We start from the raw sequence: 18,638 nt of genomic DNA on the forward strand, positions 1-18,638 counted from the left end.
ACGTCTTTGGGTTACAACGGGAGCGGTGCGGCCGCTTCCCACCGGGGGTCGAACGTCGACCTGAGGTCGGCAGCGAACTCGGGGTCTTTCAGGTCTATCATCGCAAACGCCTGGCCGGGGTCGAGGGGGTTGGGGACCTCGATACAGACTTCGACGTCGTCGATGAGGTTGAACACACCAGTGAGGTTCTCGGCCGTCCGTACGTGGAACGCGGGATGGTCCGACAGACGCTCCATGTAGCGCTGCCCGACGCTCTCGGGGAGGCTATCGACGAGGTCCGGCGACATGAGAATCGACACTTCGACGCCCCGTTCGAGCGCCGCCTCCAGTTCTTCGACGACGAGGTCACCGACCATCCCGAGGTCGAACTGTGGTGACGGCGTCCCTGCGACCATCGCGAGCGAGTCGTCGGCCGCTGCCAACCGCTCGACGAGGAGGTCGACCGTTTCGTCGTCACCGACCGCCGCCGTCCAGAACTGGTCGTGGACCGGTTCTGCGGTGTCGAGTTCGTCGTTCAGTTCGTCGACGACGGCTTCGTACTGCTCCGCCTTCTCTTCTAACTCCTGTCGCTTGCTCTCTAGGAGACGGTCCAGTGCCATGTCCGGTTCGACGGCGACGTACTTCTTCGGCCGACTCGCCGCCTGGCTCCGGATGAGGTGGTACTGTTCGAGACTGTTCAACACGTCGTAGATACGCCCCATCGGAACGTCACTCGCCCGCGACAGTTCTTTCGCTGTCGTCGCCCCCGTTCGGAGGAGTGCGCGGTATGCCCGCGCTTCGTACTCAGAAAGTCCGAGATCTCGAAGACTCGCCATGCTCCGTCTATCTCGGTTCTTCGTTATAAACAAACCGGATGTTTACACAATGTTTCGGTTGCAAGCGAACAGACGAACGCGTCCTATGTGACTGAGGACACCGCGTCCATCAACTCGTCGGGAGTGGTTGCTTCGTGTGTATCGGACCCGACGCTGACACGTGCGGTCCCAGCGTCGATATCGGCCGCTGGCACGACGAGTGCTTCGTGGTCCGCGACACGGAGTGCTGCGCGGTGGAGGTCTGACCCTGCTTCGTCACCGATTTCGACGACGAGTGGGTCGCGTAGTAATCGTGCGGCGACGGCACCGTATTCGGCAACTTGGACTCCGATACGGTCCCATGCACCTGCGAAGGCACAGATGGTCTGTTCTGCAACGTCGCGGTAGTCGTCGGTCCCCGTGAGCAGTGCGAGGTCGATGAGTGCGTTCGCCATCTCGACGTTGCCGTCGAGCGGACGGAGTGGTAACGACAAGAGCCCTTCGCCGGTCGCCGGTCCGTCGAGGAACGACCCGTCTTCGAAGAGTTCCTCGATGGCGGCGTCGGCGACGGCGGTCGCGAACTCGAGGTAGGTCTCGCCCGCGACGGTGTCGTCTCCGAGGACTTGTCGGGCGCGACAGGCGGCGGCGACGACGCGCGCGTGGTCTTCGAGGAGAAGAGACTCGCCGACTGCGCCGCCCGAGTGGAAGTGGGTCACGACGCCGTCGTCGACGAGGTCTTCGGCGATTCGGTCGAGTGCTCGAGTGGCGAACTCGCGGGCCTGTTCGTCGTCGGTGAGTCCTGCGAGGACCAACAGTGCGTCAACTGCGAGTGCGTTTCCACCGGCGTAGACTGTGAGGTCGGTCCGTGGACCAGGGGCGCTCGCTCGTCCTTCTTCGCCGAGTAGGTAGTAGTCTGTCCCGGCCGCTGGGCCCATGCTCCCACCGAATCCTGTGCCGGTCCACAGCGAGTCGACGAGGAATCTCGCGGTCCCGGCCGCCGGGTCGAGGTAGGCGTCTTCCCCGGTGTACCGATACCCGTTGGCGAACGCGCGGAGGAGGGCAGCGTTCGATTCGAGCGTCTTCTCGCGGTTCGGTTTCGACCACCTCGGGTCGTCGGCGTAGCGGAAGAACCCGCCCTCGACGGGGTCGAACAGTCCGTCTCGAATCGCGTCGAGCGAGCGGAGCGCCCGCGATTGGTCGCGCTTGAGTGCGAACTCGACGGTGCGCGGGAGCGGGAACTTTGCGGCGTCGCCCCACCCGCCGTTAGCCTCGTCGTAGGTGACTTCTACCTGCCCGGCGAGGTGTGCCTCGATTTGACTGGAGAGTTCGCCGGCGGGCGGGAGGTCGCCCGCGAGTGCGCGCGGAAGTCGCCCTGCGTCTGCACCCTTCTTCTCCCACACCTCGCGGACGCGGTCGATGACCTGTCGCATCCCATCGGGGCCGATGAACGTCGCGCCCGTGATTGGCTTGCCGTCCGGTGCGAGGAACACCGTCGAGGGAAACCCACCCATGTTGTATCGCTCGCGGATGCGTGGGTGGCGGTCCACGTTCACCCGAATGGGGACGAATCCGTCGTTGAGGTTCGCTGCGATACGCGGTTCTGCGTACGTCTCGGCGTCCATCTCGTGGCAGTCTTCACACCACGTCGCGGTGAGCGACAGGAGAATCGGCTTGTCCATCGCCGTTGCCTCGGCAAACGCGTCGGCACCCCACTGCCGCCATTCGACGCGCGTCTCGTCAGTCATGTTCCACCATCCGCGGTGGATGCGGGTAAGCGCTTCGAGGCCACGTCGCACGGTGATTACTGGCGGGTGACGACGGGTGGCGGATTCTGTGTCGGGACAAAAGGGCTATGGGCCGGGACCGGGTAGGGACGACCATGCGAACGCGCACGTTGCTCGCGCTCTTGCTCCTCATCCCCCTCTCTGACGCGTTGTTGCTCGTGGTCGTCGCGCAGTACATCGACCTCGTGCCAACCGTCGCGTTAGTGGTACTGACGGGTCTCGTCGGCATGCTACTCGTCCGTGCAGAGGGGCGACACACACTCCGAAATCTCCAGACGAAGTTCGCTCGAGGCGACCTGCCGACGAACGAACTGATGGACGGTGGACTCCTCATCGCGGCCGGCGCGTTTCTCCTCACGCCGGGCCTCGTCACCGACACCATCGGCTTCCTCATCGCCATCCCGGTGACGCGGTATCCCATCCGCGAGGTTCTCAAACGGGTCGTCGTCAAACCCTACCTCGACAAGCAGACCGATGGCTTCGTCACGGGCAACGTCTGGACGGCTGGGTTCCCGCAAGAAGAGTTCGGTGACGACCGGGCTTACGACACCGGCGGTGACGGCGTCTACGACGCCGACCCCGATTCGTACCGGTTCGGCGGCCAGGACTCCGAATAACGCGTCTTCTCTCGTTTCGTTCGGTCCGTCCGAGCGGCAGCGCCCGCACCCAGTCGTCCGTCTATCCTCGACTTCTGCCAGTTCGCGCTGCGAACGCCCTCGTTTGGTTCCCCTCGTGACCGGAGGGGAATCGACGGACGACGGCGACATTCACTAACACGCACCAACGCCGGTCCGAAAAGAAAGTCTTAAAATCAACAGCGCACAACGAGTGAATGCGCTTACCTGGGCCAATAGCTCAGTCAGGTTGAGCGCTCGGCTGATAACCGGGAGGCCCGCGGTTCAAATCCGCGTTGGCCCACTCCCATTGGCAACGATTCGTCGCCGATGCGAGTTGGGGCTTGAACTCCCCGGCCACCCAACTTCTGACGAAACTACACCTGAAGAGAAGTATCTTTTTCCGATGAGCTCGACCGTAACACTCCGCCTGTGGTCATGGGAGTGACAGAGTTGACAATTTATTAACATGTGAAAAATTATAACTATGTTTACTCAGATTGTCGTTTAATGACAGATAGACTCCTTGTTCTTCTCCAAGTAAGTTCATCACCGGTATTAACCGTGATCCAGGTTGTTGCTTCAATTCTCACTATTCCCCTCGCCGGCATCCAGTTGTACGATTACGTATCGGAGAACGACATATACAATCAGGAATCGGGTCGAAGTTCAGCAAGTAGAATGAATCAACAATCAGAAATATTTTCTACCAATGAGAATCTCTGGGAGAGGATTCAACGCCAAGAAGACATACGGTATCTGACCTTGTCTCTTTTCTCATTTGTCTCTATATCGGTTTCAGCGGTGGTTGACTCGGGGATTTTGACATATCTCTCGGTAGTTCTCGTAGGAACGTTGTTGATAAATGAATATTCGAACAATATTGCTCGCCCTCTTGGATGGTGGTCGAACCGGAGATTTGTAACGAAATTAATTTTCGGGAATATCTTCTTTGTTTTTGTCCTCCTTATCGCCAGTCACCTCTCTGAATCTATGGAAATCGGGATTTCAGATTCTCTATTGGCTATCTCTTTTGTCTTCTTACCTGCGGCAATTTGGTTTGGATTCACGTCTATTGTCAAAATAATATCCACTGAGGGAAGGCACTCCACAGGCAGATACTGAACGAGCGTCGGCGGCGATACTCGAATAATCGACGTGCAGAGAGTTTGTTCCTAAATGGCACGAACAGACAAACTCAGTAGAATGAAGAGTAGCCACTTTTGAATACCCGTTTAGCGGGCCGAAATTGTGATTATGGTCTCTTGTCTCGCCTAACATGGAGTACAATCCGGAATTCAAACTCTTGACCCACCAGCGACCAGCAGGACTTCGATATCGTGTATCACAAAATACATAAGTAACTTGGTGACGAATTAGGATTTGCCGTTGTCAGGGCGCACCCACCTGGCGGATATCACTGTCCACTGATGTCTGCCAAAATCCTCATCCCCGACTGAACGCCACCCTCCGACGAACCTGCCCACCCATGCGACCGGGTGTGCCCATCAATCGGTAGGGACTGTTCAGAGACACACTCCGCGAACGCGGTCATCCACTGTCCAAAAATCAGGTGAGGTTGTGTACAAATACGTCATCCCATCTCGAACTCGGTGAAAATCTGTATCTAATCTCTGCGTATATAGTATATCCGAGTGAATATTGAGCAACGTATAAGACAGACCAGCATCTGTTACCATTTGTCATGCCTTTCACGTTAACTTGTCTCTCAGGTTGTGGATTTAGTACGACTGCCGACTCCCGAGAAGACGTCGGCGTACTCGTGATGGAACACATGGACGACGAACACGACACGCCAGTCGACCCGTTCGAAGCGGGCGAACTGGCGCTGAAGCGCGACAACGGACCTCCAGATATCCGGTCGAACTAAAACGAATCTATCAGGTCACGAGCTGTGTGTGTCTCGAACGACACGAGGTCAGTTCGGTTGGATTGGGCGCTTCGTCACCCGATTATCCGACTCGTGTCAGCGCAAATTCGGATAAATTTACTCAGTTCTGTATTCCAGTAGTATTAAAGTCGTACACGACATATGAACTGGTGATGCCAACCATCGACGTCTCCGAACACCTGTACCGCCAGCTTCAGTCTGCAGCCGAGGGCGACGACCTCGACGCAACGATGTGGAAGATGGTCGGTCGCTACCAGCGCGGTAACACGCCCGGCGACTGAGCAGGTTCGAGACACCCCCTCGACCCCCGGCCGCCCTCGCGGTCAACATCAACCCCGCTCGTCGCGACACGCCCTTTTCGCGACGAGTACATCTACGATTCTATAGCGGCGGCACTGCGCGACCACCGATGTCCTCAGTGTTTCATCTCGCAGATAACCACTTATCCACAGAGCGCGTCCGAGAGCGTGTGGAAAAAGAGAAGAAAGACCTCTCGTCCATCAGCGGCCTCCCCGACGAACTCGGCATCGACGCCGACCTCTCGAAGGTCGGACAGACGCTGTCGATTCGCAAAGACACCCGACGGTACGGCAAACCGATGACCATCGTCTCCGGGTTCACGATGGACCGTGCCGACATCAAGCAACTCGCGTCGGAACTCAAGCGACGACTGGCCTGTGGTGGAACCGTCGAAGGCAACGAGATAGAACTCCAAGGAAACCACGTCGAACGCGCCCGCGACATCCTCCTCGAGTTCGGGTACCAGGTCGCCTGAGCGTCCTCGAGTACCAGATCGCCTGAGCGTCGTAGTTTTCTCGTCGTCCCCCGGCCAGAGAGTTCTCTCTTTCTCACCCGACGAAGGACGTGACACCGAGGCTCTCGGCGATTAGCCACAGGATGAACAGACCGTACGTTCCGAGGAGGACGAACGACTCGCCGCGGGTCAGCGCCATCTCGGTTCGGAGGACGGCGAAGAAGACGATGGACGCACCGGTCAGAAAGCTCATCATCGGCACGACTTCCTGGAAGGCGACGATGGTTCCGCCGGCCACGAGGATACCCACCGGGAGGGCGACGAGCAAGGCGAAGACGTTGCTTCCGAAGACGTTTGCCAGACTCATCGGTGCGTTCCCCTGTCGGGCGGCCGTGACGCTGACGAACGTATCGGGGAGGCTCGTTCCTGCAGCCACGACGGTCAGCCCCCAGAGGAACGGGGAGGTTCCAAACACGTCTCCGAATCCCACTGCCGCCCGGACGAGCAGTTCTGCCCCGGCGAGGATGATTCCGAGCGACACGACGAGTGTAACCCACTGGCGCCGTGGGTCGATGTCGGAGGCGACCACCGGAACCGTCGCACGGTGGTCCAGCGTGTCGTGATACTGCATGAAGAGATACAGTCCGTAGAGTGAAAGCGGGATGAGCGCGAGAGAGCGCGTGACGAACCCTTCGAGGTCGGCCGGACTTCCACTCGGCTGATAGATGACGGCGAGTGAGAACGTGAGGACGAGGACGGCCAGTGCGAGTAGATAGAACTGCGCTTCTTTGTACACTAAGTCGCGACTCGACGCGAGTCGTTGCCCCTCGCCAGCGAGCGCGGACACCGCTGGAATCACGAGGATGTTGTAGACTGCCGACCCGACGACCGCACCGACACCGATATCGAATGCGCCGTACCGTACCGTGGCGATGATGATACTCGACAACTCCGGAAAACTCGACCCGACGGCGGCGATGACGGCTCCCTGCACGATAGCCGGGAGGCCGTAGTACGCCCCGAGTCGGTCAGACGCTTGCACGAGGTAGTCACCACCTTTCCACGCGAGGACCGCGCCGACGATGGTGAACACCACGAGAACTGGAACCGATGCCACAGCGGACGTTCGTGTGGTGTGACAAAAAAGCGAGTGGTGAAAAGTGCGTGGTGAAAAGTGCGTGGTGGAGCACGTGTGAGTCGACGAGGCGGACGCGAGACGAGACGCCGCGGTGCCGTCAGAACCGTTCTCTGAGGAAGGTGTCTCGCTCGGTGAACACCTCTGCCAAGCCGTCGAGCGCGGCGGGTTCGTGGATGGTGAGGGACTCAGTCCGCGCCAGTTCGTCTGCCGACCGTGCACCGACGAGTAGTTGCGAGAGTCCCCCGATTTCGACTGTCGCGTCCGGGTCGTCAGTCGCCGGTTCGACGGACGCCTCGCCGCCGGTGACGACGACGCGGAACGTGTCGTCGTTCCACGCACAGCGGTCGTCGGAAACGCCGAGGACGACGTCTGTGTCGGCGTCGGCAGAGAACGTCACTGCTTCGAGCGCCGCTGAAACGTCGACGATTCGAACCATCGGCCCCGGTTTGATCTCGACCGTCGCCGCCAGTGGGTCGGTCAGGTCGTCGATGAGACGGGTTCGCTCGTGCTCGCGTTGGATGACGACTTCTTCGACCTGTGAGTCGTGGTCGCGGAGGAACCGAAGGAGGTGGCCTCGCGCCTCGGCGTCGACGCTGGCCAGTTCGGAGACGTGCATCGTCCGCTCGTTCCAGTCACCGTCCATGCGGTAGACGACGTAGCCCCGCAAGTCGCCGTCGCGTTCCCACCCGTATACGTACGGGTTAGAGCCCCACCACCGGAAGGTACGGTTTCGCCACCAGCCTTCCGTTCGGTCCAGTCCGAGGTCTTCGGTGGCCCACTCGGTGTAGACGGCGTCCAGACGCTCCCAATCGTCTGGGCCGAGGCGGACGAACTCACCACTCACGTCCGGACTGACTGCGGTGAGTGCTTCGGGTGGAACCGTCGTCTTCGCGTAGTCGTTGGTTTTCGCCCATCCGAAGCGACGGTAGAACTCGTATTTGAACGGCCAGAGTGCCGAGAGATACCGACCGGAGTCGCGGAACTCGACGAGGAGTTCGTCGAGCATGGTCGCGATGTGTCCCTGTCGGCGCGCCTCCGGTGGTGAAGCCACGACGGAGATACCAGGGAGTGGATGCCACGTCCCGCGGGCGCGTGCCGTGAAGTCGTAGAACGCACAGACCGCCACGAGGTCCGACGAATCGAGCGCGTCGGCCGAGACGTCGGCCGAGGTGTCGTAGAGGCCGCGGGGATAGTAGATATCTGCGTCTGGTGGGCTCGTATCGTCCCAGTCGGGACCGTCTTCGGGACTGAAGGCGTAGCTGATGAACTCGCGATACGTGTCGCGGTGCTCTTCGGGGAGCGGGTGGAGGTACATGTTATCGGTCCGTCGTCTGCCGATATATGTTTTCGGAGACTGTCGAGACGAGTCGACCAAACGGCCTCTCACGTCGGTTCGAGAACCGTGCGATTCACGTCGTCGCGTCCCTGAGCGGTCACCATGAGCGAGACGCAGAGTTCGTTTCTGAAGCGCAGGAATCTGCTCCTCATCGCCGTCGTGGCGCTCGGAATCGTCATTCCGGGCATCGCGCGCCGACTCCTCGGCGAGGCAGGATACAACACTCTCGGGATGGTCGTGTTCGTCCTCGGGTACGCCGGGATGATACTCCTCGTCTGGTACGGGTGGATTCGCCCACTCGACATCTCTGGACCGTCGCACTAGCCCCGTCTACTCAGCTGTTCGACACATCACCCAAATATCGCGGGCACCAGGGGGAAATAGCCGAGCGGGAATAACGGAACTTTGATAGTCGATTCGAACCGACCGAGAAAACAAGAATGCTTCCCCTTCAACTCATAGACAGCTTTCTGCTCAATTACAACATTGGGCAGGCGCTGTTGCTCGTGTTCATCCTGACGACGGTCGGGGCACTGCCGCTGAAATCCCGGCGCGTCATCGGAGCCAACTCGGTCGTGTTCGGACTCATCTTCCTGCTGACGCCGCAGGCACTGGCGAAGCCGCACTACATGTTCCTCGGCATCGCGCTGCTCGTCGTCGGGCCCATCCTCTACGTGACGGGCAACCGCTGACCGGCGCTTCGACCACCACCACCGATTCTTTCACAGACTCCGAAGAACGCGACGTTTAAACAGTGAGACCCGTAACCCACGGGTATGTCTGAACCGAGCGTTCCCGGCGGACGCGGGGCAGTGTTGGACCTGCCCTGTGGCGAACAAAAGCGCGTCCGGGAACTCGACTTGGGCAAACGAGAGTTCGACTGTTCCTGCGGCGGTAGTCACGCCGTGGTGATGGACGTTCACCCACCGGACCGGTTTCTCCCGGAGTTCCTCGTCGACATTCTACAGAGCACCATCGAGACGACGAGCGAGGACATGCCCGAGTTCGGCACGGCACATCTGATGGGAATCGTCCTCGAAGAGTTCCCGCAATCGGTCGTCTCCGAAGACGTCTCCGACGACGGCGAACTCGGCGCGGGCATCGTCTGGGTCACCGACTTCGATTCTCGAAGACTCCACGAGATAGTCGTGGAACTCGTCGTCGAACTCATGGAACACGCCGTCAGCCACGCAGAAGACGACGGCGTCATCTCGGAGTTCGAATCCAAGATGCTCCAGTTCGACGTGAGCGAGTTCGTCGACGAGTATCGCGCCCAGCGCGATTTAGACCCCGAACCGTACATGTAACGGCGGGGCCGTGAGGCCCTCTCGTTACGCTCAGCGGAGTTCTGCTACGCTACTCGGACTTTTTCAGCACTCGGGTCGAGCGTCGCCCTCGCGCCGAGCGGAAGCGGCACGCTCGGGGCCGCGTGGCCGAACTCGACGTCGAACACGGCAGTCGCATCCGGGTTGTACTCACTGAGAACAGACAGCACCGCTTCGCGGAGTTGCTCACCGTAGTCCCCTGGCGGTTCCCACTCTAATCCAGGTGAGTACGTTTGGGGACGGCCCACGACGAGTCCGTCGAAGCGTTCGAGCAATCCACGCTCGCCCATCGTTCGCAACGTGTATCTGACCTCACGCGGGAGCGGCACGTCTTCAGAGGTTTCGAGCGCCAGTATCGACCCGTCGAGTTCGTCCATCTCTGGGAGATAGCGGTCGGTCTGGAGGTGCCACTTGACGATGCTGAAGCACCCGCCCCAAAGTGTTCCAGAGACGCGTTCGTCGCCGTACCACGTCCGACCGGGATTGTCTCGCCACTCGCGGGGTTCCTCGGTGTCGAAGTCGAACCACTCGTCGGTCCACTCGGTGGTCTGTTCGACCACGCCGAGTGAGTCGTCGAAGAACGCGCGTCGCAGATAGCGCTCGACGTAGGGGTGTATCTCGGGGTCCACAGTGAGCGTCGGATGGAGGGTCGCCCCGTAACTCACGATACCCTGATTCCAGAGGTAGAGCCGGAGATTGTCGTTGTCGCTGTAGCCGTAGAACCGCGTCGGGTTTGCGGTCAGCCGTTCCGGGTCGAGATAGTTGAGGACGCGAATCTGGTCGTCACCACCAGTCGTGGCGATGATGCCGTCGATTTCGGGGTCCTCGAACGCATCCATCACATCCTCTGCGCGTGCCCGCGGGTTGTCGCTAAGCCACTCCCACTCGCGTCGGGCCGTCTCGAAGACGACGGGGTCGAGGTCGAACGTCTCTCTGAGGCGACTGCACGCTCGGTCCAACTTCGACTCGTCGATTGGTCGCGATGGGGCGACGACTGCGATTCGACTTCCGGGTTCGAGTGGTGGCGGGGCCGTGGGCACACGGGACATAGACACGGAGTCGTCTCACGTGCTTGAAAACCCTTCCCCGGCCCGTAGACGGACGCTCGGCAACTTTTTCGATATTCGCAATACAGCTTCGTACCTCGTAATTTTTCGCCGGACTTATTACGATGTGCGGATTGGATTGCATCGATGACCGACGAGGACACCACACCCGGGACTCAGACAGGAACCGAGGACCGGACGATTTTGCTCATCGGAAGTGGCCCAATCCAAATTGGACAGGCGGCCGAATTCGACTACTCCGGCGCGCAGGCCTGCCGCGCGCTCCGAGAGGAAGGCGCACGAGTTGTCCTCGTCAACTCTAACCCCGCGACGATTATGACCGACCCCGAGATGGCCGACAAGGTCTACATCGAACCTATCACGACCGAGGCTATCTCCGAAATCATCCGGAAGGAACGCCCCGACGGCGTCATCGCCGGACTTGGCGGCCAGACGGGGCTGAACGTCACGGCCGAGTTGGCGGAAGAAGGTGTCCTCGACGAGTTCGACGTCGAAATCATGGGGACGCCGCTGGACACCATCTACGCGACGGAAGACCGCGACCTGTTCCGTCAGCGCATGGAGAAGATTGGACAACCCGTCCCACGTTCGACGACCATCTCCCTCGAAGAAGGCGAGAAAGTCTCGAACATCACCGAATCAGCCCTCGAAGGACGTGTCGAGGACGCCGTCGACGAAGTCGGCGGCCTCCCCGTCATCGCCCGCACGACCTACACGCTCGGTGGGTCCGGGTCTGGCGTCGTCCACGAGATGGACGAACTCGTCGCCCGCGTCCGCAAAGGACTCCGCCTCTCGCGCAATAGCGAAGTGCTCATCACGGAGTCCATCTCCGGATGGGTCGAACTCGAATACGAGGTGATGCGCGACGCAAACGACTCGTGTATCATCATCTGCAACATGGAGAACATCGACCCGATGGGGATTCACACCGGCGAGTCCGTCGTCGTCACCCCATCGCAGGTGATTCCGGACGAAGGACACCAAGAGATGCGCGACGCCGCATTGGAAGTCATCCGTGAACTCGGTATCCAGGGTGGCTGTAACATCCAGTTCGCGTGGCACGACGACGGCACGCCCGGCGGCGAGTACCGCGTCGTCGAGGTGAACCCCCGTGTCTCTCGTTCCTCTGCACTCGCCTCGAAGGCGACTGGGTACCCGATTGCCCGCGTGACCGCCAAAGTCGCCCTCGGCAAGCGTCTCCACGAGATTACCAACGAGATTACCGGCGAGACGACGGCGGCGTTCGAACCCGCAATCGACTACGTCGTCACGAAGGTTCCCCGGTGGCCCAAGGACAAGTTCACCGACGTCGACTTCACGCTCTCGACGGCGATGAAGTCCACCGGTGAGGCGATGGCTATCGGCCGGACGTTCGAGGAGTCGCTGATGAAGGCGCTTCGCTCCTCCGAGTACGAACCCGCCGCCGATTGGGACGAGGTGTCCGACGAAGAACTCGAAGCAGCGTACCTCGAAAAGCCGACTCCTGACCGCCCGTACGCCATCTTCGAGGCGTTCGAACGCGGCTACACCACGGAAGACGTGGTCGAACTCACCGGCATCGAAGCGTGGTACGTCGAGCGCTTCGGACGCATCGTCGAATCCGTCGAATCCGCATCGGAAGGCGACTTCGCCGCCGCCGCGAACGCCGGCCACACGAACGCTAGCATCGCCACGGCGACCGGAACGACCGTCGACGAAGTCGAACAGAACGTCCCCGGCCGCACGTACAAACAGGTCGACACCTGTGCTGGCGAGTTCGCCGCACAGACGCCGTACTACTACTCCGCCCGCAAACCGGAGTTCTTCCGTGGCCCGTTCGAAGGCGACGCCGCAGGCAACGAACTCCGTGTCGACCGTGACATGGAGAGCGTCGTCGTGGTCGGTGGTGGCCCCATCCGCATCGGACAGGGTGTCGAGTTCGACTACTGTTCTGTCCACGCCATTCAGGCGCTCCGCGAACTCGGTATCGACGCGCACGTCGTCAACAACAACCCCGAGACGGTCTCGACCGACTACGACACCTCCGACGGCCTGTTCTTCGAACCCATCACGGCCGAGGAAGTCGCAGACGTCATCGAGGCAATCGACGCCGACGGCGTGATGCTCCAGTTCGGTGGACAGACCTCGGTCAACATCGGTCACCCGCTGGAATCCGAACTCGAGCGCCGTGGCGTAGACTGTGAGATTCTCGGCACCACCATCGACGCGATGGACCTCGCCGAGGACCGTGACCGGTTCAACCGCCTGATGGACGACCTCGGGATTCTGCAACCGCAGGGAGGGTCTGCAACCAGCGAGTCCGAAGCGCTCGGCCTCGCGAACGACCTCGGCTACCCCGTCCTCGTCCGCCCCTCGTACGTCCTCGGTGGCCGTGCGATGGAAGTCGTCTACTCCGACGCAGAACTCAAAGAGTACATCGAGGAAGCAGTCCGCGTCTCGCCGGACAAACCCATCCTCATCGACGAGTTCCTCGCCGACGGCGTCGAACTCGACGTGGACGCCGTCTCCGACGGCGAACGCGTCCTCATCGGCGGCGTGATGGAACACGTCGAGGCCGCGGGTGTCCACTCCGGCGACTCGGCGTGTATGATTCCGCCGCGCTCGCTCGACGACGAGACACTGACCCGCGTCCGCGAAGTCACAGAAGACATCGCGAAAGCGCTCGACACGGTCGGCCTGATGAACGTCCAACTCGCCGTGAAAGACGGTGAGGTGTACGTCCTCGAAGCCAACCCGCGTTCGTCGCGCACGGTCCCGTTCGTCTCGAAGGCGACGGGCGTCCCGATCGCGAAAGTCGCAGCGAAGGTCATGGCCGGCCACACGCTGGACGAACTCGACGTACACGAACAGATTCCCGACCAGGTGTCTGTCAAGGAAGTCGTCCTGCCGTTCGACCGCCTGCCGGGTTCGGACCCGCGTCTCGGTCCGGAGATGAAGTCCACCGGCGAGGTCATGGGCACGGCGACGACGTTCGGCAAGGCGTACGAGAAAGCCCAAGAGGCAGCAAACGACCACATCCCGCGCGACGGCACCATCTTCGTGGACCTCACCGATGCGGAGTTCCCCGAGGCCGACAGCGAGGCGGGTCAAGCGCTCCTCGACGGGTACGAAGAGTACTACGAGGTGCTCACTCCCGGCGACGTCGACGACCTGCTCACTGCACTCCGCGAGGGTCACATCGACTTCGTCGTCTCTCGGAACCGCGAGACGCTCATCGACTGCGTGGAAGAAGAAGTGGGCTACTTCTCCACCTACGCCTCCGCGAACGCAGCACTCGAAGCGCGTGGCGCGAAAGACGAAGATATCGACGTTCATCCCATCTCCGAGCGTAAGCGGACGGTCGCCAACTGGGGTCGGTAACTGCGCTGAACACCGCCTCACCAGCCTCACACACCTACCCTCACCAGCCTCACACACCTACCCTCACCAGCCTCACACACCTACCCTCACCAGCCTCACACACCTACCCTCACCAGCCTCACACACCTACCCTCACCAGCCTCACTACTTCTCCTCTCGCTGACCGCTGACTCCCTCCAGCTCTCGCCTTCGGCCTGCCACTCCTCGTGTGTCCTCGTCTCGTCGTAGACGTACCTTGTCACCACCTCTCTGTGACCGGACTTTTGACACCATCACGAAGGTTAATGACTCTCGTCTCTATGCGCGAGTATGACACGGAAGCGCGGTCGCGTCCTCGTCGCTGGAGCGACGGGTCGGACGGGCCGACTGGTCCTCGATGCGTTGGCGGATACTCCATTCGTGGTTCGGGCCCTCACTCGCGACTCCGACGCGGAAGACGGACTTCGAGCACGGGGCGCGGACGAAGTCGTCGTCGGTGACCTACTCGACCGAGACGACGCGACGAAAGCGGTCCTCGACGTCGACGCAATCATCTCGACTGTCGGCGTCGCCGCGGGTCTCGAAACGATTCGTGGTGACCTCGTCGATGGCGCCGGTGTCGTGAACCTCGTCGACGCGGCGACTGCCGGCGGCGTCCAGCGATTCGTCCTCACGTCGTCTATCGGCGTCGGAGATTCGAAAGGTGGCCTCCCGCTTTCCCTCCGCGCGATTCTCACGGCCGCCGGCGTTCTCTCTGCAAAAGAACGGGGTGAAGAACGACTCCGAGACGCCCCACTCGACCACACGATTATCCGACCGGGGGCGCTGACCGACGCTCCGGCGACCGACGACGTTCTCGTCGGCGAAGGCGGTGACTCCGTCTGTGGAAGCATCTCGAGAGCGGACGTCGCGAACGTCCTCGTCCGGTCGCTGTTCACGACGTCGACGGAGAACCGGACGTTCGAAATCGTCTCTCGCCCTGGACTTCGCGGCCGGCCGAACCATCTCGTCGATATCCAGTGGGAACCGGTGCCGCGCGTCGAACCCGCCGACTAGTCGAGTTTTCCGAGCGCTTCGAAGAAATCAGACGTCGGGCCAGCGAGTCGAACTGGCGAATCTGACCGCTCGATTCGAATCTCGGTCGGCGACGAGATGGTCCGTCTGGTTCGGCCGTCACCGACGACGACGGCAGATTCGGCATCTGTGACCGTCACAGTCACCGTCGCGTCGAGTGGGACGACGAGCGAGGGCATCCCCTCTCGTGCGGCCATCTCGGTGACGACGAGTCCTTCGACGCCGGGATGGACGAGTGGTCCACCCTCGCTGAGATTGTAGGCGGTGCTTCCCGCGGGTGTCGTGACGAGTACACCGTCGGCGTGTCCACCGGAGTAGAGCGACCCATCGACGCGGACTTCTACCCCTACACCGCCGCCGTGGCCCCGCCGCGGGCCGTGGACGACGACTTCGTTCATCGAGGGGTCCATCTTCCAGTCGTCGCTCTGTGCGACGATTCGAGGGACCTCGCGGACTGATTGGGTTCCATCTCGATATGCGGAGACTTCGGCGAGTACCTCGTCGATCGCGTCGTCGGGTGAGACTGCGTTCAAGAACCCAACCTCGCCGAGGTTGACGCCGAGGATAGGGACGCCGTCACCTCCCCGTGCGGCGTAGAGAAACGTCCCGTCTCCACCGATGCTCACGATGAGGTCACACTCGTCGAACGATTCGACGGGAACCCCGTCGACACCGAGTTCGTCTGCCGTCGCCGCATCGACAACCGCTTCGACATCGACGGCCGCCAGCGCCTCACCCATGTCTGCGGCGAGGTACGCGGCCCGACTGTTGCCCTTCTGCGCGACGATGCCGACCTTCATAATCCGCGATTTGACGCCACTGGGCAAAAGCCCACCGTCACGTCACCAGAAAGTACTGACACGGGAAACGTTCATCACAGTCGCTGCCGACGTTGAACTGATGGCAGGTACGGGCGTCGGCTACCCGCAAGAACAGTGGTGGTCATCGTGAGCGACGAAGACGACTGGTTCGAGCGGGCGCTCCGCGAGGAGAGTGACGACGCAGACGACACCGGTGAGGGAACCGAACCGGACACGGCCGACCCTGGAAGCGGTACGGACTCCACCGACGTCGCCGAGGACACTGAACCACCCGAACACACCGACACCGAACTACCGGGTCCCGACGGGTCGGCGGACGCCGCCGCCGACCCATTCGCAACGAGTTTCGCGGAGGCTCTGTCGAACGCGCCACTGCCGGATATCGGCGATGACGGCGAGCGGGGACACACGCCAACTGACGACGTAAACAACGAGTTTCGGTCGGGCGGTACCCAGAGCAGTGACTCACTCCAGTTCGACGACGAGGAGTTCGAGTCGGACATCGACCGCATCGACATCGGAATCGGCGGCCTCGACGAGATGATTCTCGGCGGGGTTCCAAAGCGGTCGCTCATGGTAACAATCGGGAGCGCCGGGACCGGGAAGACGACGTTCGGGCTTCAGTTCCTCTACGAAACCCTCCAAAACGGCGGTTCTGGCGTCTTCATCACGCTCGAAGAGAGTCGCCGTCGCATCCTCGACACTGCCGACGAGAAAGGCTGGGAGTTCTCGGCGTACGAAGCCGACGGCCAGTTGGCTATCGTCGATTTGGACCCGGTCGAGATGGCAAACAGTCTCGCGAGCATTCGCAACGACCTGCCGCGTCTCGTCGAAGAGTTCGGCGCGGACCGCCTCGTCCTCGACTCCGTCTCGCTCTTGGAGATGATGTACGACCACCCCTCGAAGCGTCGAAGTGAGGTCTTCGAGTTCACGCGCTCGCTGAAAGACGCCGGCGTGACGACGATGCTGACCTCCGAGGCGGACCAGTCGAACCCCTACGTCTCCCGACACGGTATCGTGGAGTATCTCTCAGACGCGGTGTTCGTCCTTCAGTACGTCCGCCCCGACGACTTCCGCGAGACACGACTGGCAATCGAGATTCAGAAGATACGCGACGCCAACCACTCTCGGGAGACGAAACCGTACGAACTCACGAACGACGGAATCAGCGTGTATCGACAGGCGAATATTTTCTAACCCACCTTTTTCCGGTTCGGGTTCGCTCCGCTCACCCTCACCGCAAAAACCTGGAGGGAAAAAGGCCGAACCTCGCTTCGCTCGGTTCGGTGCAGTAAACTTGTAGATTACTCGAGAGCAGCAGTACTCAGCAGGTGGGAATGGTACGTTGAGTGCAACCGCTCACGACCTGAACGGCGGGAAAAGAGGGGAGAGAGGAACGTGCGCGAGGCGACTGTCTGGCGTCAGTCGTCAGCAGGTGCGGCAGCGAGTTCTCGCTCCGGCGCGAACTCCTCGTAGTGGACGACTTCGTCCACGGGGCGGCGGTACTTCGCGTCGGCCTGCAGTTCGCCGGCGTCTTCGGCGGGGATACCCATCGTCAGGAGCATCACCGGTTCGTACTGGTCGCCGTCGATGTCGAACGCGTCGAGGACGGCGTCGGGGTCGAAGCCACCGATGGGGCAGGTTGCGACACCTTCGTCCCACGCGGCGTGCATGAGAGACATGGCGACGAGTGACGTCGAGCGGACGGTCCAGACGCGGCGCTCCTGTTCGGGCAGGTCGGCCATCCCGGCGATGTTGCCGAGGATGTCGTCACGGACCTCCTCGCTCGGGAGGTAGCCCTTCTCCAGCATGTCGTCGGCGACGGTTTCGGCGTGTGCTTCGGGGTCTTTGTTGCCGAGGATGATGACCGACGCTGCGGCACCGCTGACGTGTTCTTGGTCGTAGGCGGCCGCACGGAGCGCCTCTTTGGTCTCGTCTTCGCGGAGTACGACGAACTCCCAGGGCTGGAGATTGTAACTCGACGGGGCCTGGATGGCCTTCTCGAAGATGGTCTCGAGCGTCTCGTCGTCGAGCGGTTCGTCGGCGTACTCGTGAATCGAGCGGCGGGTCGTAACGACCTCAGTGAATTCCATCGTTCCCTTCCAAGGACGACACAATAATAGGGTGATGCAAACCGGGCGAAACCGCCGATTTCAGTGTGCTCGCAGTACTCATTCCACCGATTTCACCAGGTGGCATCGGTGTTACTGAGTGGTCAAATTAGGTTCATCTCACGATGGTGACCGGCACGGGTGCGCGTCTGACGACTTCTTCTGCGACACTGCCGAGAAGGATTCGTGAGACGCCAGTCCGCCCGTGACTCCCCATCACGACGTGGTCGTAGTCGGCGTCGTCGGCTTTCAACAGGTCGATGATGACCTTCGCTGGGCTACCCACACTGATCGTCTCGTCGACGACGTCCTCGCCATCGACCAATCCAACCTCGGCTTTCGCTTCGGCGAACGTCTCCCGCGCTTCGCGTTTCTCCTCTTGGTACCACTCTTCTGACCCACTGAGCGCACGTTCTCGGTAGTCGGCGTCGGCAGGGTTGATGACCTTCACGAGTGTGAACTGGGCGTCTGGCCACTCTGCTGTGGCAAATCGAAGTGCAGCGACCGACTGAGGAGACCCATCGACGGGGACGAGAACGTGTTCGGCCATAGTACACACTACTCAGGGG

General features: G+C 61.1%; 20 protein-coding genes and 1 tRNA gene. 12 read left to right on the forward strand and 9 right to left on the reverse strand.

The window, feature by feature from the left end:
* Positions 1 to 11: 11 nt before the first annotated feature.
* Together GJR99_RS12875 and GJR99_RS12880 are read right to left on the reverse strand one after the other, a co-directional pair.
* On the reverse strand, positions 12 to 815 hold the full coding sequence (locus GJR99_RS12875) for a TrmB family transcriptional regulator (RefSeq protein ID WP_151112783.1): 804 nt from the start codon (positions 813 to 815) through the stop codon (positions 12 to 14).
* 83 nt (positions 816 to 898) lie between these two features.
* On the reverse strand, positions 899 to 2,539 hold the full coding sequence (locus GJR99_RS12880) for a DUF255 domain-containing protein (RefSeq protein ID WP_151112785.1): 1,641 nt from the start codon (positions 2,537 to 2,539) through the stop codon (positions 899 to 901).
* 134 nt (positions 2,540 to 2,673) lie between these two features.
* Here GJR99_RS12880 and GJR99_RS12885 point away from each other — a divergent pair, with 134 nt between their 5' ends.
* From GJR99_RS12885 to yciH, 6 genes are all read left to right on the forward strand, one after another.
* On the forward strand, positions 2,674 to 3,195 hold the full coding sequence (locus tag GJR99_RS12885; protein WP_191967125.1) for an FxsA family protein: 522 nt from the start codon (positions 2,674 to 2,676) through the stop codon (positions 3,193 to 3,195).
* Positions 3,196 to 3,422: 227 nt separating this feature from the next.
* Positions 3,423 to 3,496, forward strand: a tRNA-Ile gene (locus tag GJR99_RS12890).
* Positions 3,497 to 3,702: 206 nt separating this feature from the next.
* Complete coding sequence (locus tag GJR99_RS12895; protein WP_151112789.1) at positions 3,703 to 4,317, forward strand: hypothetical protein; 615 nt, start codon at positions 3,703 to 3,705, stop codon at positions 4,315 to 4,317.
* A 580-nt stretch (positions 4,318 to 4,897) separates the two neighbouring features.
* Positions 4,898 to 5,083 carry a DUF1059 domain-containing protein gene (locus GJR99_RS12900; RefSeq protein ID WP_151112791.1) on the forward strand — a complete coding sequence of 62 codons (186 nt, stop codon included), beginning with the start codon at positions 4,898 to 4,900 and terminating at the stop codon, positions 5,081 to 5,083.
* 173 nt (positions 5,084 to 5,256) lie between these two features.
* The gene (locus GJR99_RS17730; protein ID WP_255518306.1) at positions 5,257 to 5,385 is read left to right on the forward strand and encodes a hypothetical protein; all 129 of its coding nucleotides are present in this window, start codon (positions 5,257 to 5,259) and stop codon (positions 5,383 to 5,385) included.
* A 188-nt stretch (positions 5,386 to 5,573) separates the two neighbouring features.
* Positions 5,574 to 5,879, forward strand: a complete 306-nt coding sequence (gene yciH / locus GJR99_RS12905) for a stress response translation initiation inhibitor YciH (RefSeq protein WP_225317639.1) — start codon at positions 5,574 to 5,576, stop codon at positions 5,877 to 5,879.
* 73 nt (positions 5,880 to 5,952) lie between these two features.
* Here the strand turns inward: yciH and GJR99_RS12910 are convergent, their stop codons facing one another.
* Entirely contained in the window at positions 5,953 to 6,975 is a 1,023-nt protein-coding gene (locus tag GJR99_RS12910) for a sodium:calcium antiporter (protein WP_151112795.1), read from the reverse strand.
* 118 nt (positions 6,976 to 7,093) lie between these two features.
* A complete protein-coding gene (locus GJR99_RS12915) occupies positions 7,094 to 8,311 on the reverse strand; it encodes a GNAT family N-acetyltransferase (RefSeq protein ID WP_151112797.1) in 1,218 nt (405 codons plus the stop codon).
* A 123-nt stretch (positions 8,312 to 8,434) separates the two neighbouring features.
* Here GJR99_RS12915 and GJR99_RS12920 point away from each other — a divergent pair, with 123 nt between their 5' ends.
* The 3 genes from GJR99_RS12920 to GJR99_RS12930 all read left to right on the forward strand — a co-directional run bounded on the left by GJR99_RS12920 (position 8,435) and on the right by GJR99_RS12930 (position 9,639).
* Complete coding sequence (locus GJR99_RS12920) at positions 8,435 to 8,656, forward strand: hypothetical protein (protein WP_151112799.1); 222 nt, start codon at positions 8,435 to 8,437, stop codon at positions 8,654 to 8,656.
* 116 nt (positions 8,657 to 8,772) lie between these two features.
* The gene (locus GJR99_RS12925) at positions 8,773 to 9,024 is read left to right on the forward strand and encodes a hypothetical protein (protein ID WP_151112801.1); all 252 of its coding nucleotides are present in this window, start codon (positions 8,773 to 8,775) and stop codon (positions 9,022 to 9,024) included.
* An 84-nt stretch (positions 9,025 to 9,108) separates the two neighbouring features.
* Positions 9,109 to 9,639 (forward strand): DUF5815 family protein, encoded by a 531-nt coding sequence (locus GJR99_RS12930; RefSeq protein WP_151112803.1) that lies wholly within the window; start codon positions 9,109 to 9,111, stop codon positions 9,637 to 9,639.
* Between the two features lie 44 nt (positions 9,640 to 9,683).
* On the opposite strand, the gene GJR99_RS12935 is transcribed toward GJR99_RS12930, so the two are convergent.
* Entirely contained in the window at positions 9,684 to 10,706 is a 1,023-nt protein-coding gene (locus GJR99_RS12935) for a S66 family peptidase (RefSeq protein ID WP_151112805.1), read from the reverse strand.
* A gap of 144 nt (positions 10,707 to 10,850) precedes the next feature.
* Between GJR99_RS12935 and carB the strand changes: the two genes are divergently transcribed.
* Positions 10,851 to 14,084: a carbamoyl-phosphate synthase large subunit gene (carB, locus tag GJR99_RS12940; protein WP_151112807.1), complete on the forward strand. Its 3,234-nt coding sequence runs from the start codon at positions 10,851 to 10,853 to the stop codon at positions 14,082 to 14,084.
* A 95-nt stretch (positions 14,085 to 14,179) separates the two neighbouring features.
* On the opposite strand, the gene GJR99_RS12945 is transcribed toward carB, so the two are convergent.
* Complete coding sequence (locus GJR99_RS12945; RefSeq protein ID WP_154325996.1) at positions 14,180 to 14,326, reverse strand: hypothetical protein; 147 nt, start codon at positions 14,324 to 14,326, stop codon at positions 14,180 to 14,182.
* Positions 14,327 to 14,393: 67 nt separating this feature from the next.
* Between GJR99_RS12945 and GJR99_RS12950 the strand changes: the two genes are divergently transcribed.
* A complete protein-coding gene (locus tag GJR99_RS12950) occupies positions 14,394 to 15,119 on the forward strand; it encodes an SDR family oxidoreductase (RefSeq protein ID WP_151112809.1) in 726 nt (241 codons plus the stop codon).
* On the opposite strand, the gene GJR99_RS12955 is transcribed toward GJR99_RS12950, so the two are convergent.
* A complete protein-coding gene (locus tag GJR99_RS12955; protein ID WP_151112811.1) occupies positions 15,116 to 15,937 on the reverse strand; it encodes an NAD(+)/NADH kinase in 822 nt (273 codons plus the stop codon). The genes GJR99_RS12950 and GJR99_RS12955 overlap by 4 nt on opposite strands.
* Positions 15,938 to 16,084: 147 nt before the next feature.
* On the opposite strand from GJR99_RS12955, the gene GJR99_RS12960 reads away from it, so the two are divergent.
* Positions 16,085 to 17,155, forward strand: coding sequence for a KaiC domain-containing protein (locus GJR99_RS12960; protein WP_151112813.1), 1,071 nt, complete (start codon positions 16,085 to 16,087; stop codon positions 17,153 to 17,155).
* A gap of 224 nt (positions 17,156 to 17,379) precedes the next feature.
* Here the strand turns inward: GJR99_RS12960 and GJR99_RS12965 are convergent, their stop codons facing one another.
* Both GJR99_RS12965 and GJR99_RS12970 read right to left on the reverse strand, forming a co-directional pair.
* Entirely contained in the window at positions 17,380 to 18,051 is a 672-nt protein-coding gene (locus GJR99_RS12965) for a nitroreductase family protein (protein ID WP_151112815.1), read from the reverse strand.
* 133 nt (positions 18,052 to 18,184) lie between these two features.
* Positions 18,185 to 18,619 (reverse strand): universal stress protein, encoded by a 435-nt coding sequence (locus tag GJR99_RS12970; RefSeq protein ID WP_151112817.1) that lies wholly within the window; start codon positions 18,617 to 18,619, stop codon positions 18,185 to 18,187.
* Positions 18,620 to 18,638 lie beyond the last annotated feature (19 nt).

It is taken from the genome of Haloferax marinum, from assembly GCF_009674625.1.
Classification (GTDB): Archaea; Halobacteriota; Halobacteria; order Halobacteriales; family Haloferacaceae; genus Haloferax; species Haloferax marinum.

Excerpts from the sequence above, each read along its gene's own strand:
- GJR99_RS12875 (WP_151112783.1), bottom strand. The coding sequence starts at position 815 with ATGGCGAGTCTTCGAGATCTCGGACTTTCTGAGTACGAAGCGCGGGCA.
- GJR99_RS12880 (WP_151112785.1), bottom strand. The coding sequence starts at position 2,539 with ATGACTGACGAGACGCGCGTCGAATGGCGGCAGTGGGGTGCCGACGCG.
- GJR99_RS12885 (WP_191967125.1), top strand. The coding sequence starts at position 2,674 with ATGCGAACGCGCACGTTGCTCGCGCTCTTGCTCCTCATCCCCCTCTCT.
- GJR99_RS12895 (WP_151112789.1), top strand. The coding sequence starts at position 3,703 with ATGACAGATAGACTCCTTGTTCTTCTCCAAGTAAGTTCATCACCGGTA.
- GJR99_RS12900 (WP_151112791.1), top strand. The coding sequence starts at position 4,898 with ATGCCTTTCACGTTAACTTGTCTCTCAGGTTGTGGATTTAGTACGACT.
- GJR99_RS17730 (WP_255518306.1), top strand. The coding sequence starts at position 5,257 with ATGCCAACCATCGACGTCTCCGAACACCTGTACCGCCAGCTTCAGTCT.
- GJR99_RS12915 (WP_151112797.1), bottom strand. The coding sequence starts at position 8,311 with ATGTACCTCCACCCGCTCCCCGAAGAGCACCGCGACACGTATCGCGAG.
- GJR99_RS12920 (WP_151112799.1), top strand. The coding sequence starts at position 8,435 with ATGAGCGAGACGCAGAGTTCGTTTCTGAAGCGCAGGAATCTGCTCCTC.
- GJR99_RS12925 (WP_151112801.1), top strand. The coding sequence starts at position 8,773 with ATGCTTCCCCTTCAACTCATAGACAGCTTTCTGCTCAATTACAACATT.
- GJR99_RS12930 (WP_151112803.1), top strand. The coding sequence starts at position 9,109 with ATGTCTGAACCGAGCGTTCCCGGCGGACGCGGGGCAGTGTTGGACCTG.
- GJR99_RS12935 (WP_151112805.1), bottom strand. The coding sequence starts at position 10,706 with ATGTCCCGTGTGCCCACGGCCCCGCCACCACTCGAACCCGGAAGTCGA.
- carB (WP_151112807.1), top strand. The coding sequence starts at position 10,851 with ATGACCGACGAGGACACCACACCCGGGACTCAGACAGGAACCGAGGAC.
- GJR99_RS12950 (WP_151112809.1), top strand. The coding sequence starts at position 14,394 with ATGACACGGAAGCGCGGTCGCGTCCTCGTCGCTGGAGCGACGGGTCGG.
- GJR99_RS12955 (WP_151112811.1), bottom strand. The coding sequence starts at position 15,937 with ATGAAGGTCGGCATCGTCGCGCAGAAGGGCAACAGTCGGGCCGCGTAC.
- GJR99_RS12965 (WP_151112815.1), bottom strand. The coding sequence starts at position 18,051 with ATGGAATTCACTGAGGTCGTTACGACCCGCCGCTCGATTCACGAGTAC.
- GJR99_RS12970 (WP_151112817.1), bottom strand. The coding sequence starts at position 18,619 with ATGGCCGAACACGTTCTCGTCCCCGTCGATGGGTCTCCTCAGTCGGTC.